At 43.9% G+C, this 17278-nt stretch carries 11 protein-coding genes; 6 read left to right on the plus strand and 5 right to left on the minus strand.

The genetic code is table 11. The annotated features are described in order from the left end of the window. Positions 1 to 61: 61 nt before the first annotated feature. Positions 62 to 766, minus strand: a complete 705-nt coding sequence (locus DXD25_RS08325) for a Crp/Fnr family transcriptional regulator (RefSeq protein ID WP_089544256.1) — start codon at positions 764 to 766, stop codon at positions 62 to 64. A gap of 220 nt (positions 767 to 986) precedes the next feature. On the opposite strand from DXD25_RS08325, the gene DXD25_RS08330 reads away from it, so the two are divergent. The 3 genes from DXD25_RS08330 to DXD25_RS08340 all read left to right on the plus strand — a co-directional run bounded on the left by DXD25_RS08330 (position 987) and on the right by DXD25_RS08340 (position 5716). After that, on the plus strand, positions 987 to 2930 hold the full coding sequence (locus tag DXD25_RS08330) for a glycogen debranching enzyme N-terminal domain-containing protein (protein WP_117662846.1): 1944 nt from the start codon (positions 987 to 989) through the stop codon (positions 2928 to 2930). Positions 2931 to 2947: 17 nt separating this feature from the next. Continuing rightward, the gene (locus tag DXD25_RS08335; RefSeq protein WP_117662848.1) at positions 2948 to 4216 is read left to right on the plus strand and encodes a glycosyltransferase family 4 protein; all 1269 of its coding nucleotides are present in this window, start codon (positions 2948 to 2950) and stop codon (positions 4214 to 4216) included. A gap of 66 nt (positions 4217 to 4282) precedes the next feature. Beyond that, positions 4283 to 5716: a glycoside hydrolase family 57 protein gene (locus tag DXD25_RS08340; protein WP_117662850.1), complete on the plus strand. Its 1434-nt coding sequence runs from the start codon at positions 4283 to 4285 to the stop codon at positions 5714 to 5716. Between the two features lie 285 nt (positions 5717 to 6001). On the opposite strand, the gene DXD25_RS08345 is transcribed toward DXD25_RS08340, so the two are convergent. Both DXD25_RS08345 and DXD25_RS08350 read right to left on the minus strand, forming a co-directional pair. After that, a complete protein-coding gene (locus tag DXD25_RS08345; protein WP_117662852.1) occupies positions 6002 to 7711 on the minus strand; it encodes a RagB/SusD family nutrient uptake outer membrane protein in 1710 nt (569 codons plus the stop codon). Positions 7712 to 7761: 50 nt separating this feature from the next. Next, on the minus strand, positions 7762 to 11037 hold the full coding sequence (locus DXD25_RS08350) for a TonB-dependent receptor (RefSeq protein ID WP_117662854.1): 3276 nt from the start codon (positions 11035 to 11037) through the stop codon (positions 7762 to 7764). Between the two features lie 722 nt (positions 11038 to 11759). Between DXD25_RS08350 and DXD25_RS08355 the strand changes: the two genes are divergently transcribed. The 3 genes from DXD25_RS08355 (at position 11760) to DXD25_RS08365 (ending at position 15361) form a co-directional block, all read left to right on the plus strand. Continuing rightward, complete coding sequence (locus DXD25_RS08355; RefSeq protein WP_005645304.1) at positions 11760 to 11948, plus strand: hypothetical protein; 189 nt, start codon at positions 11760 to 11762, stop codon at positions 11946 to 11948. A gap of 86 nt (positions 11949 to 12034) precedes the next feature. Continuing rightward, positions 12035 to 12730 carry a GLPGLI family protein gene (locus tag DXD25_RS08360; RefSeq protein ID WP_147327876.1) on the plus strand — a complete coding sequence of 232 codons (696 nt, stop codon included), beginning with the start codon at positions 12035 to 12037 and terminating at the stop codon, positions 12728 to 12730. Between the two features lie 321 nt (positions 12731 to 13051). After that, positions 13052 to 15361 carry a hypothetical protein gene (locus DXD25_RS08365; RefSeq protein ID WP_117662859.1) on the plus strand — a complete coding sequence of 770 codons (2310 nt, stop codon included), beginning with the start codon at positions 13052 to 13054 and terminating at the stop codon, positions 15359 to 15361. Between the two features lie 68 nt (positions 15362 to 15429). Here DXD25_RS08365 and mobV read toward each other — a convergent pair whose 3' ends face one another. Both mobV and DXD25_RS08375 read right to left on the minus strand, forming a co-directional pair. Beyond that, positions 15430 to 16776, minus strand: a complete 1347-nt coding sequence (gene mobV / locus DXD25_RS08370) for a MobV family relaxase (RefSeq protein ID WP_117662861.1) — start codon at positions 16774 to 16776, stop codon at positions 15430 to 15432. A gap of 190 nt (positions 16777 to 16966) precedes the next feature. Continuing rightward, positions 16967 to 17278 (minus strand): toprim domain-containing protein (locus DXD25_RS08375; RefSeq protein ID WP_147327877.1); only part of this gene is annotated, 312 nt, incomplete at its 5' end.

The following is a 17278-nucleotide window of genomic DNA, read 5'->3' on the forward strand; positions in this document are numbered from 1 at the left end:
CGCCAATGAGGGTGAGTTCTATTCGTAGAACTCACCCTCATTGGCGTTTATGCTGCGGCTTTTATCCTTTTGCAATTTTCTTGATTTCCTCTTCGTTGAGAATCTTGATCTTTCTGACATTCGTTTCTATCAGACCTTCTGATACAAAGGCCGAGAGTGTGCGGATGCAGTTGCTCGTTGTCATATTGGAAATGTTAGCGAGGTCTTCACGACTCAGGCTGCAGTCCAGTGTGACTCCGTCTTTAGCCAGTCCGTATGAATCATGCAGAAACAGGAGTGCTTCGGCGAGGCGGGCACGGATGTGCTTTTGGGTGAGGTTGACTGTGCGGTCGTCTGATTTTCCAATTTCCACGCTCAGGTACTTGATGAAGTAGTATCCGATCTTGTAGCTTTTCTGCAGCAGCTTCATCAGTACGGGCAGTGGAAAATGTACTACGGTGCAAGTATCCAGAGCCTGTGCTGCAGTCTTGTAGATTTCGTTTGCGAAATAAGCACGGAATCCGAAGAATTCGTTCGGTTTGATGACGCGGATAATCTGGCTCTTTCCGTTGATGCCATCCTTGAATATCTTCACTTTGCCTGTGAGAAGACACATTGCATCAGTGGGAGTTTCATCGCACTGGTAAATCATTTCTCCTTTCTTGTATTTGGTGATTTCAACATGTTCTTTCAATGTTGCAATCTGGTCGCTCTCGAGTCCGCCCCATATTTTCGAAATCTCCCGAGCTACCTTAGCTTTATTCGCATCTTTCTTCTTTTCAACCATTATCGTTCTTCTATTTATGCACTAGTTCGTTAAATCGGCTGCAAAATTACACATTTTTTTTGATATAACTCAATAAAAAACGCTAAAAATATGTTTTAAAACATACAAAAGCAAGATTTTCTAAAAATGTGTCACTTTTTCCTTTGTCTTCCCGCAAAAAAGCCGTACCTTTGAATGCAATAAATATAGTCAACAAATATTAAAACCTTAATATAGATCTATGAGTTATCTAAAATTCGAAAAGGCCCTGATGACCAACTTACAAGAGTCATTGCCGAAAGAGTTGTTAAGGACTAATCGTTCGGGCGCATATTCGTGCTCAACGATAGTGGACTGTAATATCCGTAAGTACCACGGACTTCTGGTTGTACCGGTTCCTGAACTGGACGACGACAATCATGTTCTCCTGAGTTCTCTGGATGTTACGGTGATTCAGCATGGTGCTGAATTCAATCTTGGTCTGCATAAGTACCAGGGCAACAACTTCAGTCCATTGGGCCACAAGTACATTCGTGAGTTTGATTGCGATAAGGTGCCTACTACACTTTACCGCGTGGGTGGTGTGATCCTCAAGAAAGAGGTAGTCTTCCAGCATTATGAAGATCGAATTCTGATCCGCTATACGCTGGTTGACGGTCATTCTGCCACAACGCTTCGTTTCCGTCCTTTCTTGGCGTTCCGCAGCGTGCGTCAGTTTACCCATGAGAATGCAACCGCATCTCGTGACTACTCTGGTGTTGACAACGGAATTAAGACATGTATGTATGCTGGTTATCCAGACCTCTACATGCAGTTCTCAAAGAAGAACGAGTTTAAATTCTGTCCAGATTGGTATCGTGGTGTGGAATATCCTAAGGAGCAGGAGAGAGGTTATGCTTCTAATGAAGACCTCTATGTGCCAGGATATTTCGAGATGGATATCAAGAAAGGCGAGTCTATTGTCTTTGCTGCAGCTACATCTGAAATCAAGACTACCGGCTTGAAGAAACTCTTTGATAAAGAGGTAGATGAACGTGCTCCTCGCGATAATTTCTTCCATTGCCTGGTGAATGCTGCACATCAGTTCCATCGCCGTGAAAAGAACGACGACCGCTACATTCAGGCTGGTTATCCATGGTTCAAGTGCCGTGCTCGTGATACATTCATTTCGCTCCCAGGTCTTACTCTCTCAATCGAGGAGAACGACTACTTTGAGCTGGTGATGCAGACAGCTATGCGCGGATACTATGAGTTTATGGAGGATAAGCCTCTTACCACTCATATTACAGAAATCGAGATGCCTGACGTGCCTCTTTGGGCTATCTGGGCTCTTCAGCAGTATGCCAAGGAGACCTCTAAGGAGGAGTGCTACAAGAAGTATGGCCAGTTTATCAAGGATGTCATCAATTTCATCAGAGACAACAAGCACCCTAACCTGGAGTTGATGGAGAACGGCTTGCTCTATACCAATGGTAAGGACAAGGCTGTGACCTGGATGAACTCTACGGCTAATGGCCGCCCTGTAGTGCCTCGTACCGGATATATCGTAGAGTTCAATGCTCTGTGGTATAACGCTTTGTGCTTCTGTGCTGCTTTGGCTGGAACAGCTGGCGAAGAGGATGCACAGCAGGAATTGCTGGCTCAGGCTGAGGTTACCAAGAAGTCGTTCGTTGATACATTCCTCAATGAGTATGGCTATCTCTACGACTATGTAGATGGCAATATGATGGATTGGAGCGTTAGACCAAATATGATCTTCCCAGTGGCATTCGATTATTCTCCATTGTCGCAAGACCAGAAGAAGAAGGTACTTGATATCTGTACCCGCGAACTCCTTACACCTAAGGGATTGCGCTCACTCTCACCTAAGAGTGGCGGTTACAACCCTATCTATGTAGGTCCTCAGACACAGCGCGACTATGCTTACCATCAGGGAACAGCATGGCCATGGCTGGGTGGTTTCTATATGGAGGCAAGCTTGAAACTCTACAAGCGTACCCGCTTGAGTTTCGTAGAGCGCCAGATGGTAGGTTATGACGATGAAATGTCTTATCACTGCCTTGGTACTATCAGTGAGCTCTTCGATGGCAACCCACCATTCTCAGGTCGAGGCGCCATATCTTTCGCCATGAACGTGGCAGAGATTCTCCGTGCGCTCGAATTACTAGAAAAGTATCAATATTAATATAAGGAGGACGCTATATGAAAGTATTAATGTTTGGATGGGAGTATCCTCCTCACGTATTTGGTGGCTTGGCTACTGCCAACTTTGGTATCACCCAGGGCTTGCATGCCCAGGGAGATGTTGATATAACATTGTGCCTGCCTCATCCTTTCGGTGATGAGGACCGCAGTGCTTGTAAATTTGTGGCTATGAACAGTGTGCCTATCGCCTGGCGCGACGTCAATCATGACTATGTGCAGCAGCGTGTGGGCAACATCATGAATCCTGATGACTATTTCCGCTACCGTGATCACATCTATGCCGACTTTAACTATATGAACGTGAATGACCTCGGCTGTATGGATTTTGCCGGCGGTTATCCATCTAATCTCCACGACGAGATCAACAACTACAGCATCATCGCTGGTGTTGTAGCCCGTAGCGAAGAATTTGATATTATCCACGCCCACGACTGGTTGACATTCCCTGCTGGTATCCATGCCAAGCGAGTGAGTGGCAAGCCATTGTGCATCCATGTACATGCTACCGATTTCGACCGTAGCCGTGGTAAGGTGAACCCTACCGTATATTCTATCGAGAAGGATGGTATGGATAATGCCGACTGCATCATGTGTGTATCTGAGTTGACCCGTCAGACCGTGATCAACCAGTATCACCAGGATCCACGCAAGTGCTTTGCCATGCACAATGCGGTGTATCCACTGAAGCAGGAGTGGCAGGACATCCCACGCCCAGACCATAAGGGCAAGGAGAAGGTGGTAACCTTCCTGGGTCGTCTCACCATGCAGAAGGGTCCTGAGTATTTCGTAGAGGCAGCCAACATGGTATTGCATCGTACCCGCAACGTGCGTTTCTGCATGGCAGGTTCGGGCGATATGATGGATCAGATGATTTATCTGGCAGCCGAAAGAGGTATTGCCGACCGTTTCCACTTCCCTGGTTTCATGCGAGGCAAGCAGGTATATGAGTGCCTGAAGGATAGTGATGTATATGTAATGCCATCCGTGAGTGAGCCATTCGGTATCTCTCCTCTTGAGGCTATGCAGTGTGGTACACCTACTATCATCTCCAAGCAGAGTGGTTGCGGTGAAATCCTCACCAACTGTATCAAGGTAGATTACTGGGATATCCATGCCCTTGCCGATGCAATCTACAGCATCTGCCACAACGAGAGTCTCTTCGATTATCTCTCAGAGGAAGGCAGAAAGGAAGTAGATCAGATTACCTGGGAGAAAGTGGGAGCCCGCATCAAAGATCTCTATCTCAAGACTTTGGGATGGAAGTAATGTTAAATGTTTAATGTTACAAGGGCTAATCATAAAGTTCAAAGTTCAAAATTTAAAGTTCAAAGTATGAAAACAATTTGTTTATATTTCGAGATACATCAGATTACCCATCTGAAACGCTACCGCTTCTTCGATATCGGTACTGATCATTATTACTATGATGATTATGAGAATGAGCGTAGCATCAACGACATCGCAGAGCGCTCTTACATGCCTGCACTCAATGCTATCCAGGAGATGATTGAGAAGAGCGGTCAGTATTTCAAGGTTGCCTTCTCGCTCTCTGGTGTGGGTATGGAGCAGTTGGAGCTTCACGCTCCTCAAGTTTTGGAGAAGTTGCAGGAATTGAACCAGACCGGTTGCGTAGAGTTCCTCGCAGAGCCTTATTCTCATGGTCTTTCTTCTCTCGTCAACGAGGAGACTTTCAAGTCTGAGGTGAAGCGCCAGTGCACAAAGATTGAAGAGTACTTCGGCAAGAAGCCTACCGTACTCCGTAACTCTTCTCTCATCTACAGTGATGAGATTGGTGCTACTGTAGCTGATATGGACTTCGTGGGTATGCTTACCGAGGGTGCAAAGCACGTGTTGGGTTGGAAGTCACCACATTATGTATATCACTGTGCGATGAATCCAAAGCTCAAGCTCTTGCTTCGTGATGTACGTCTGAGCGATGATATCTCTTTGCGCTTCGCCAACAGCGACTGGGAGGGTTATCCACTCTTCGCAGATAACTATATGAACGATATTGCTTCCTTCCCAGAGGAGGAGCAGGTTATCAATATCTTCATGGAGTTGTCTGCTCTTGGTATTGCTCAGCCATTGTCAAGCAACATCCTTGAGTTTATGAAGGCTTTGCCAGAGTGCGCTAAGCAGCGTGGCATTACTTTCTCTACTCCTACAGAGATCTGCAAGAAGATCAAGTCTGTAGGCGAGATCAATGTACCAGATACATTGAGTTGGGTAGATGAGGAGCGTGACGTAAGTTCCTGGCTCGGTAACCCAATGCAGCGCGAGGCTTTCAACAAGCTTTATAGCGTAGCTGACCGTGTACGTATCGCCAATGATCCACGTATCAATCTGGACTGGGATTATCTCCAGGCAAGCAATAACTTCCGCTTCATGACCACCAAGCCTAGCAACGTAGGTCTTGACAGAGGTATTTACGCCAGCCCATTCGATGCATTCACCAACTACATGAACATTCTTGGTGACTTCATCAACCGAGTAAACGATCTCTATCCTGCTGATGTAGATAATGATCAGTTGGAGGGTCTTCTTACCACCATCACCAACCAGGATGAGGAAATCGAGATGAAGGACAAGGAGATTACCCGTCTCCAGGCTAAGATCGAGAAGATTGAGAAGGAGGTAGCCAAGCTTCGTGCAGAGAAGTCTGAGAAGCCAGCTGCCAAGAAGACTGCTGCCAAGAAGACACCAGCCAAGAGAACTACAGCCAAGAAGACAGCTGAAAAGCCTGCTGAGGCTGCAGAAGAAAAGTAAGCTTAGAATTTAGATTACTCATAACTTTTAGTCCCCCTTGCGGCTCGTGTTGAGCAGTGAGGGGGACTTTTTGTATTCTTCAGTTTATGGGGAAACGGATTGGCTTGATTATAGTGTTCCTTGTATCTTGATGAATTTGATCAAGCTTCAAGAAAAAGAATAAGCTTCAAGAAAAAGAATAAGCTTGAATTACATGATTAAAAAAAGGCTGTATCCGGAGGATAAACCTCCAAGATACGGCCTTTAATCTGATATAGAGTGTGTATGTATGTGATGGTAATTCTATTAATAACCAGGATTCTGGTCAGCTGAACTTAACTGGTCGTTGGCATCGATGGCAGCCTGTGGGATAGGGCGCAGAAGCTTCTCGCCTATATACTGGGCTGCCTTATCTCCCATTTCGTAGTTATACTTGGTGCAACGCTCAACCAATGTCTTGGTTCTGCGGAGATCCATCCAACGGGCACAGTTACCGAAGTTCTCACAAGCGCTCTCGTCAAGAATGTTGTCGATGGTGATTGTGCCTGTAAGTGCAGCAAGACCTGCACGCTGGTGAACTTCATTGAGGCGGGCCAATGCCTTGGTGTTATCGCCGGCCTTGAGGTAAGCCTCTGCTGCTACGAGATACATCTCTGGCAATGTGATGATATGGATATCGCGATAGCAGGTATTCTTCTGGTTAGAAGCAGTCTGGCTGTCATCAAACTTCTTGCAAGGATTTGAACCGTAAACCAACTGCTGGTTGTCGTAATAATCCATATCCTTGCCATCCATATTCTGTGCCTCCTTGGTCTTTGAATCCATCGGGATGCGGTAGGTATTCGCTCTGTTGGCTGGATCTTCTGCCTTCCATGCAGCAAAGTCTGCATCAGTTTCATACCATGCAGAATAGTAACGGGTTACAGGATATCCCTTCAGACTCTCACCATTCTTATACCATGTCCAGTAGCCTGTGCCTGCGGCATTGCCCTTGTTTACATCCGGCAATTCCTTCATAAAAGTTGCATCGTAACGCAGGTCACCCTTCTGGAAGCAATGCAAGGCATAGAGAGTTGGTACATAACTGGAAGTTGTTGCCTTGATAGGATCCTCGGCTCCACCCAGATAGTTGCAGTAGTAGCCGCTCCATTCAGTACCACCTGATGTGGTATTATTGGCTGTAGCCAGATCATATTCTACATCCCAGAGGAACTCTGCGTTATCATCGCCAGAACCATCTGCCTTCCAAAGACTGGCAAATGGTGTGGTCAACTTTCTGCCTGCAATTACCTCATCGGCAAGAGAAGCTGCCTTGGCAAAGTATTCCTGCTTGCCGAGGTCCCATGCTGCTGAGAGATAGGTCTTGGCAAGGATAGCCTTGGCTGTTTCCTGACTGATGCGGCCGCCACCCTTGGTTGCTGTTGATGCCTCGAGTACGTTCTTGCTGATGACATCCTCCAATTCGCTGATGATGTATGCATATACGTCTGCAGCAGAAGACTTAGGATATCCGGTTTCTGCAGAAGTTAGGAAATCCTTCATCAAAGGCACACCTCCGAAATTATTCACCAGCAGATAATACTCGTATGCTGCCAGGACACGTGCCTCGCCAACGAGCTTGTTCTTCGTGGCATCATCTACTTTAGCACTCTGTGCATAGTATGACACAGAGTTGGCAGCACGGATACCTGAATAGAGATAAGTATAGAGATTCTTGATATCACTATTCTCAGGAGTCAAGGTCTCGTAAGTATTCAATGGCTCGTTCATCTTGTTGCGGGCATCAGCATACATATCTGTACCTGCTGAGAAACAGCTGGTGAACAGAGGTGCCGCATAGACGTCTTGCAGACGCTGATAGGCGTCGTTTACCAAAGTGTTGAAACCATCCTTGGTAGCGAATGTTTGCTTGTCGCTTACATTCGACTTGTTTTCTGCGTCCAGAAAATCGCTACAGCTAGTCATGGTACCCATGCAGCAAGCAGCGAGAGCTACGCTATATAATATCTTTTTCATAATTGTTTCCTTTAATTATATATGAAGTTTAGAACTTGATAGGATGAAGCTTAGAACTTCAAATTTACACCAAACTGATAGGTTACAGATGCTGGACCACCATTCTGCAGATTCTGTGAAGCCCACTCAGGGTCAAAGCCCTTGTAGTTGGTGAAGCAGAATGGGTTCAGGATATTCATATAAACACGAAGGTTACGAATACCAGCTTTGTTCACTACATTCTTTGGCAAGGTATAACCCAAGGTGATGTTCTTAACCTTGGTGAAAGAGGTCTTCTGATACTGGAAGCCTTCTCCCTTGGCTGAACCCTTGTCGCCGAAGTAACCACCCATGGATGTATCGCTGTTGTTTGGATAAGGATACTGTCCGTAGTGGGTCTCTGTGGCGGTTGTAATCTCACCTGTCTCATGATTGATGATCGGTGCTCCTGCAGGGATGTAGTAATCCAGCTGCATGTGAGCATTACCACGGTCGCTATACTTCATAAACTTTTCATGGAAATAGCTTCGAGACCAGAATCCGCTCTTGGTATAGAACATAATAGAGAAGTCGAAGCCCTTGAAATAGACATTGGTAGAGAGACTTCCTGTCCAGCGTGGATCGGTGCAGCCATAAATCTGCTTATCGCTGTCGTCAATCTTGCCATCGTCGTTCCAATCGTTAACGGCTACCTGACCTTCATACCACTTATACTTACTGCCATATCTCTCGTAGAACTCCTTCAAGGTATAGTGCTTGTCACCATTCATGGTGTGCATGGTTACACCCTTGTCAGTAATCACTTCGGTGTGGGTATAGTCGCGGAGCACGTTCAATGGCTCGCCGATGAACCAGTTGTTGGCTACCTCATCTACCTTACCGTTACTCAACTCCTTAATCTTGTTCCAGTTGCGGGCAAAGTTCACGTTGGCACTCCAAGAGAAGTCCTTCTTGTTAATAATGTTGAACTGCAAGCCCAACTCGATACCTCTGTTCTGAACAGAACCAACATTGAAGGTAGAAGTCTTCTCACCAGTTTCCAAAGGCACAGAACGAGACATAATCTGACCATCTGAAAGACGGTTATAGAAGTCGGCAGTTACATTGATGCGATTCTTCAGGAAACTCAAGTCGAGACCGAGGTCAAACTCCTTCACTTTCTCCCAGATAAGGGCGGTGTTAACCAATCCGTTAGGATGATAACCCTGAACTTCTGTACCATCGATGGTGACATAGGTAGGACCAGTGGCAGAAGCGATGGTTACATAATCGCCTACATTGTTATTACCGGTAACACCATAAGAAACACGGAGCTTGGTATTGTCGAGCCAAGAACTGAACTGCTTCATCCATGCTTCATCAGAGATACGCCATGCCGCAGCTACTGATGGGAACCATCCCCAACGGTTGCCGTCGGCAAAACGTGAACTTCCATCGGCACGGAGTGTAGCTGTTGCCATATATCTTCCCTTGTAAGAATAGTTGGCACGGAAGGCGAATGACTCCAAAGATGACTCGTTGTATGTGCTGGAAAGATTCTTGTCACCGCTGGCAGAACCCAGATTGTGGAAGGTGGTATGGTCGTTGGCGATACCCTTAGCTTCCTCATACTGATATTCCGTATTGCTCTTGTAGAGTGAGAAGAGAGCCATGGCACCAATGTTATGGTCGCCGAAAGTCTCGTTGTAGTCGATCTGGTTATCCCAGGTCCAATCCATACGAGTGGTGTTACCCACAGAGGCAAAGTTAGTCTTGTTCTTCTGATAGTAGGTAGAACCTACATCGTTGCCCTCGTTGATACCTGTGGCATAGAAGATGCCCTGGCGCTTGTGAGAATAGTTAGGAGAGAAAGTTGTGGTAAACTTCAATCCCTTCATGATGTTGGCACGAAGATACAGGTTACCCATCATGGTGTATTTCTTGGTCTCATTGGTATAGTTACCATCATAGAGGTCAATCAATGGGTTGTATGTAGAGGTAAACTGTGCATCAGAACCAAAAGCTGCCTTGGCTCCTGGGTTAGGAATCAAGTTGCCGTCTGTATCTGTAGGAGATACGAATGGGTTGAAATAGAATGCGTTTACGTATGGAGAGTAAGTACCATCTGTACATACATCTTCTGTTCTGCTCATAGATAAGTTAACAGAGAAACCTGCATCAAAAATCTTGGAAAGCTTGGCATCCATGGATCCCTTCAAGTTGAAACGCTCATAGTCGTTGCCTTTGAATACGTTTTCCTCGCCCTGATAACCCATACCTACGCGATAGTTTACCTTATCAGTTGCACCTGCAGCACTGACGAAGTGGTTCTGCTGAGCAGCTGTGCGGGTTACCATCTCCTTCCAGTCGTAACCGTCGAAGCTTGGATCCATCATCAACTCGTAAAGCTTTGAATCCTTGTAGCTGGTTCCTCCCTTGCGGGTCAGGAAGGCTGAATTCAAGTCGGTATTCTTGATGATGTAGTGTGGATGTCCATTGGCATCAACACCCTTGCGGCTAGAACCGTCATAGCTCTTTCCGTCAAGCGTTGTATATCTGGCAAAACGGTAATCCATAAACTCGTTGGCACCCATCATTTCTGGCATACGTGCTGTCTTCTTCACACCATAATATCCATCGTAAGAGATGGTTGCCTTCTGTGCCTTATCTGCACCCTTGCTACCCTTAGTGGTAATCATGATGACACCGGCAGAAGCACGGGAACCATAGATGGCAGTAGAAGAAGCATCTTTCAATACGTCGATACGGTCGATATCGTCTGGATTCAAGAAGTCCATATTGTCGCAAACTACACCATCAATCACATAGAGAGGCTGAGCCTGCTTGTTAATGGAAGCTTGACCACGAACCTGGATATTGAAGCCTGCACCTGCACGGCTACCCGACTGGGTGATGTTGACACCCGGCACAGAACCCTGCAAGGACTCTGCAAGATTGGTTGTACCACGAGCGGCAATCTTATCTGAATTAACAGAGGCGATAGAACCGGTGACATCTCTCTTGCGCATAGTACCATAACCAACGACAACTACCTCATCGAGGGCTTCGTTGTCATCTTCCAGTACGATGTTCCATGATTTCTGGCTTCCTACTTTTACCTTCTTTGGCTTGCAGCCGATATAGCTGAAAGTCAATTCTGTATTAGGATTCGCATTTTGGATGGTGAAGTTACCATCGAGGTCAGTAATACCACCGGCCTTGCCGCTTTGATCTGTAATGGTTACACCTATCATAGGTTCGCCATTAGCATCCTTTACGGTACCCTGGATTGTTTTTTGTGCAAATGCAGTAAAACAAACCGAACTCAATGCTAGTGCCATGCTGGCACGTCTTAGTTGTTGATACATAATGATGTTTGTTTTGTAGGTTATTATTTCTTGTTTATTTGTTTTGGTCTATTGAAATTTACTAGCGATAAGTATTCGTGTTTCATTTTCGTAAGATCATTAGGAATCTTTGATTTTTGATATGAATCTTTGATTTCTGCCACAAAAGTACTAAAAATTATTTAATCTGAACGAATTTTAATGAAAAAATACACGTAAACGTTTGCGCAGAAAATATCTACGTCTTAGTGCTTTTATGGCTGGTGGGCAAAAGAAGAAGGCTGCATCTTAAGGATAAACCTAAAGATACAGCCTTGAATGATTAAGCGGTATTTTTATATAAAATTACGCTAAAAACTGCCGAATAGCTTAAAATGAGCTATTTATGAGTCTTTCACCTCAATAGAGGTAATGATTTGGCAACAGTCCTAAATTCTGCTATCTGCATACGTTTGCTGCCTAACAACTCTTTTCGGCTGCAAAAATACAAAAAAATAATGAATCTAAGATTTTTAATTCCCAAAAAAACATCAAACCGAAAGACATGTTACAAAAAGTACCAGTTTTCTTACAAAATAGCAGCATAATGTTTAATCAAATTTAATTTTACCGTCAATAAGTTTAATTCAGTTTAAAATAACCATCAAAAAGTTCTATCAATCATTTTTTTTTTGTACTTTTGCAATCGAAAACAAAGAGGTTTATACCTCCGCAACATGTATAACATTTAAAAAGGAGAAAACATGAAAAAGTTTTTGTTTTCTATGGCTTTGGCATTAGGTGCTATATGCATGCCAAGTCAAGCAAGTGCGGCTGAAGTATCTTCACCAGTAGTAAACAACATTAAGGCAACAACAACGTTCCAAGCAACTCCATCAAATGGTCCTGTCGTTATTATTACCAAAGATGGAACAGTCATTATTGTTCTCTAATGTCGTAGTCTATTGCTAATCAACAACGACTGCATATTACATTGGAGTGCCTACTCTTTAATATTTTCTTTCTATTCTGTACAAATATGAAAAGGGTTATATTATTCACGCTTTCGTGCTTAGTCTCTTGTCTATTAGTCTCTGCACAAAAGATAGGATTATCCATACATTATAATATGGTGATGCAAATTCCGAAGGAGGTCTATAGTATGAGTGATTTAAGTAAAAGACAAATGATTATAAATCAATTGTCCAATCAGCATAAAACTTATACTTTATTTACTAATGGCAACGAATGTGCATTTTCAACCACAGGCATAGATAACAATGTTATCAAACTTGAAGGAAGTGGCTCATACTATACAAATACAACAGATAATAAGGAAATAAGTATAAAAAGCATTGTAGATAAGGCGTTTGTCGTTTTTTCTGATTCATTAAAAAATGAATGGGATTTGTATTTTGATGAGACTATAGAAGTTTTAGGAAAGAAATGTACAAAGGCCGTATATAAGAAAAATCGTTCTGTAGTAGCATGGTTCTGTCAAGAAATACCATCCCCCGTAGGACCTTGTGGATATATAGGGCTGCCAGGGGCAATACTCCGCTTGACGACATCAAGCGAAATTTATGAGGCAGAAAGTATTTTGCCTATAAAAGGGCAAGTCAAGATAGAGTTACCAAGAGGAAAAGTAATGCAAAAACCTGCTTTTGAAAAGTTACAGAAGAAAAAGATTGAAGAGTTGAAGGAAAGCGGCAATGACAATGTCATAGTTTTGTAGTGTAAAACATAAGGATGTATGGGACGTTTAAGAAGTTTACTGTTATGTATGCTAATCTGCATATGTAGATTTTCTATAGCACAGAATATATCGGGTATGGTTGTTGATGCACAAAATACAGCCATACCCTTTTGTACTGTTACATGTTCACAAGATAGTGCGGCACATTCCATCGTTTCGTATGCAATATCAAAAGACGATGGTTCGTTCACTATCCAATCCAACAAGGCTTTGTCCTCATTTTGGTTGACAGCAAGATGTGTCGGATATACTACACTGAGAGTACATTATAAAGAAGTGCCGGCGCCCCCATTACACTTAATGATGAAAGACGACAGCTACACATTGTCTGAGGTAACAATAAAAGGTAGAAACTTAGGGGCGAAAATAAAGAATGACACAATTGAATTTAGTCCAGATGTGTTTAAAAACGGAAGTGAACAGAACATGAGCGATGTCATTAAAAAGTTGCCTGGAATGACAGTCGATGAATCGGGAAATGTTTCCTACCAAGGAAAAAAAATAGATAAGTTCTTGGTCAATGGCGAAGATGTGCTTTCTACAGGAGGACATGCACTAAAAACTTTGTCCGCCGACTTTGCTTCTGGTGTGGAGTTGCTTAGTAACTATAATGATGGAAATATCGGCAACTCTTTTAATTCAAAAGAGACGACAGCATTAAACCTTATAAATAAGGACTTCCATAACAAATGGGCAGGCAACTTTACAGAAGGTGGCGGTATGAAGAACAAGTTTGACAGCAAGAACTCAGCTTTAAAGATGGGCAATAAAGTATCTGCATCCATCATAGCAAATGCGAACAACACCAATGAGGCTGTATTCTCTATAATGGACTATCTCAATGCCAATGGCGGTCTTACAGGAGTAAAAACAACCAATGGATTTGCGCAATTGAGCCTTTCCAGTGCAGAAAGAAATGTCTTGATGCCAAGTAATGACGAATACAAAAGGACTTCAGGTATTGGCAATGTCAATTTAACATTGAAACCGTCTTCACACTACAAGGCCACAATAGGTGTAATCCACAATGAAATGGATGCAAAGTCTGCATTGTCAACGGAACAACATATAAAGATGGCGCAGGAAAACATACGTAAGTCAACAGAAGAGAATGGCAAGAAAAGAGGCAGCTTCAGTTCATTTAACCTCAGCCAAAAATGGGATGTCAATCAATACACAAGCTTGCGTTTCCAAACGAAGTTGGCATATAGCGATATGAGAAACAGTATGTCTATCATGGATTATTACAACAATAATTCCGATAGAAATGCAGACAATGACAAAAACAAAGGATTTAATGCTTTACAGCAGGTCAGCTTAAATTCGTTGATAGGCAAAGGCTTGCTTTATGGAAGTGTAGATTTCGCTTTTTCTAAGTCAGACAGAAACTTGGACATTCTTTCCTCTTACGAATTGCCTATCGAATATACACAGGCTGATGGTTCTTACTATATAGATAGAGGTTTGAAGAAGCTGAATGTGGCAGGTGCTGTAGGATATGTATTTCCTATTTTCCATAAAATCAACTTGAAATGGGAGTTGTCCACTCAGAACTACGATTCATGGATAGACCAAAATGTAGATAGCGAACATTTGAACAGTCACAATTTCGGGATTTATGGGGGGCTCATGAAGAACAAAGGTCTCTTTAGGTTTGATGCAGGCGTTAGATTTTCTGATTATGGGAATAATACAAACATTAATGGACTAGCGACAAAGTCTGTAATCAAGTGGGAGCCATCCTTTGCAACAGAATTACGTTTCAGTCAGCAACACTCTGTTGCATTTGGACTGAGTTACAAATATGTGCCAACCGATATTGAAGCACTTTCGAGACTTTCTGTCATCAATAGCTACGATGAGGTCACAGATGCTTCCTCATATTCAAGGTTGGGCAACAACGCCCTGAACATGAATATTGCTTATAAGTTGTATAGTTTGTATAGCAGAACAATTATATTTATGTATTTGACTTATGAGAAGGCTGATAACACCGAAATGCTGAACTATCAGAATGACGGTTTATTACACAGCCAAAATTATATGGATGGAGGAAAAAAGGAAACCGTAAATGCAACTTTATATGCCAACAAAGGATTGGGCAACTTGCCTATTGATGCCAAACTGACCACAACATTTTTATGGAATCGAAACGAAATTGCATACAATTCCATTCCGTGTAAAATGTTGATAGGGAACTTAAAGACAGACTTAGGTTTCGTCTCACGCTTTAAGATTCCTTTCAATGTTGAGGTTGATGGCTTGTACAACAAGTTGACAAACAAAGTCACCGACTTAAACATTGATTCTAGTGACAAGGAATTTGGTGGAACTGCAAAGCTCATATTTGCGAAGAACAAGTTCGCCAGTTTTGTTACCGGCAAGTGGAACAAGATAGAGAATACAAGCGGAAGTAAGATATTGCGAGATATTGATTTTTCCATTTCCTATAAAATCAAGAAATTCACATGCAAACTTTCTGGCACGAATATCTTTCACCTTAACGGAATCAATTGGTTAAAACAAAATGTTACACCAACTTACACATCCTATGTTAGATACAAACAACATTCTGGAAATGTTATGCTATCTCTAACATATCAATTGTAAAAGCAACAACAAAGAGGCGGTTTACCCAAAAAAAGTAAGCTGCCTTCTTTGTTCTTGCAAAAAGTATATTAAAGTTTGAAACGACGCTGTGTTTTTAACCTTATATTATTCCACTGTTCCTTAAACCATTCAACCATAGTTTGTCTATTTATATACAAAAATAGTTGGTTCGGCTTGGTAGAATCAGAGAATACCTTAATTTCTGCATTCACTACATTGAACTTTCTTCTGTGCTCCTCGGAATAGAGTGAACCGCTAAAGTTGACTGCCTTTCCTGTAAGAAGCACTCCGATTTGCTCAACGGTGAAGCCAATCTTCCTGCACAGGTCTTCCATTTGCAAATGTGCCTCCAACATCGGGAACCAATGCTTGGCTTTGCGGACGATGTCATTGAGCAAAGAAACTTCTGTTGCGTGCTTGCTCTTCAAATCTACGACCTCTGCTTTGTGTATCTGTTGCATCTCGCCGAGTTGTTGGCTGTGGCTGTCCTCCATTCGCTGTATTTTCTCATGGAGTTCGTCAATGTATTGCTCTCGGTCTGTCACAAGCTCACACAACTTTCGGTTGTGTTGCTCCACCTCTTTCAATTTTCCACTTCCCAAGAGAGAACCAATCTTCGACACAAGGGCTGTCTTGGCTTCCGTCTTGGCTGCCTGTAGTTTCTCCGTGTTGATTTCGCTCTTGGTCTGTTTGAGCAGTCGCTCCGCTTCCTCCACATCAGATTGCAACAGTTTCATGCAGTTTTGAAGTCTCTCCGTCTCTCGCTTGATGTTGCGGTAATACTGTGCCGTGGTGGTATGCCTCGCATCCGATCCACGGACACCTCGCTTCAAGCCATACTTGCCCATGGCTTCCGCATAACTGTCGTGATAGCCAACCATCTTGTCACGGTTGAGCACATCATCGGCACACAACCTCACGGCATTGGCTTTCTTGCGGTATGTCCGTTTGCCTTCTTCCGCTGTCTTGTTCTTCGCCTTTCTCCGCTCGCCTGTCACTATCGGAACAATGGAGGCGTGGAGGTGCGGCGTGTGCTCGTCCATGTGGAGAACCACCGAAACGACATTCTCCTTGCCGAATGTGTCCTGCAACCATTTCAAGCTGTCGTTGCACCAATCGTCAAGCTGACCATTGGCTGCGATGTTCATCATGTCCTCGTGCGTTCCAGACAGCACGGTTCTAATCACCCTCACCTGGTCATTGGTTATCTTGCGCTTGATGCCTGCCGTCTTGATGCGGTGGGCGATGGCTTCGTCACGACCATACACACCGCTCGGCATCTTGACAAGCTCACGGTTGAGGTGAGTTCTCGTAGGGTCAGCGTTGTCGGGTATCACCTTGCGCTCTATGTGGTCTGACTCCCTTGCGTCAGAGCTGCCCTTTGCCTTCTTGAAATCCAAACTGAAATGTCCCATAATAAACTTGTTTTTGAGTTGTACAAATCCGCTTGCCGCATTGCGCCCTGCGCATGGCTCACGGGGTTTCAAAAGGGGATGCCCCTTTGCTCAAATGGGTGTTTTTAGCGGTGGCGTGCCACTGCGTCAAGAAAACGCCCTATTGAGCTATGGCTTTTCCGTTCAGAATAGCCATTGGAGCAGGAACCGTCTATATGCCCAAGGCTGCGCCTCTCTTTCGAGGTGGAACGGTTTGCTTAACAGGCTGTACTTGGTGTACAGACTGTTTGGATTTAACTCCGCACAGATAGTCGTTCAAGTCTTTGTACTCACAGTACAAGTGAGATGCATCCCTCACACGGTAGCCGAGGGCGTTCTCGATGGCAAGCGTTGCCTTCCGCCCTGCATCATCGTTGTCGAGCAGACAACTGATGCGCTCGTAGCCGTGTAGTGCGTCAATAGCCTTGTCAACGTTGCTTGTTGAGTTGAGTATCACGTAGTCCTGCGCTTCCAATGACGGACA

The organism is Prevotella sp. TF12-30 (assembly GCF_003436715.1).
Lineage (GTDB): Bacteria > Bacteroidota > Bacteroidia > Bacteroidales > Bacteroidaceae > Prevotella > Prevotella copri_A.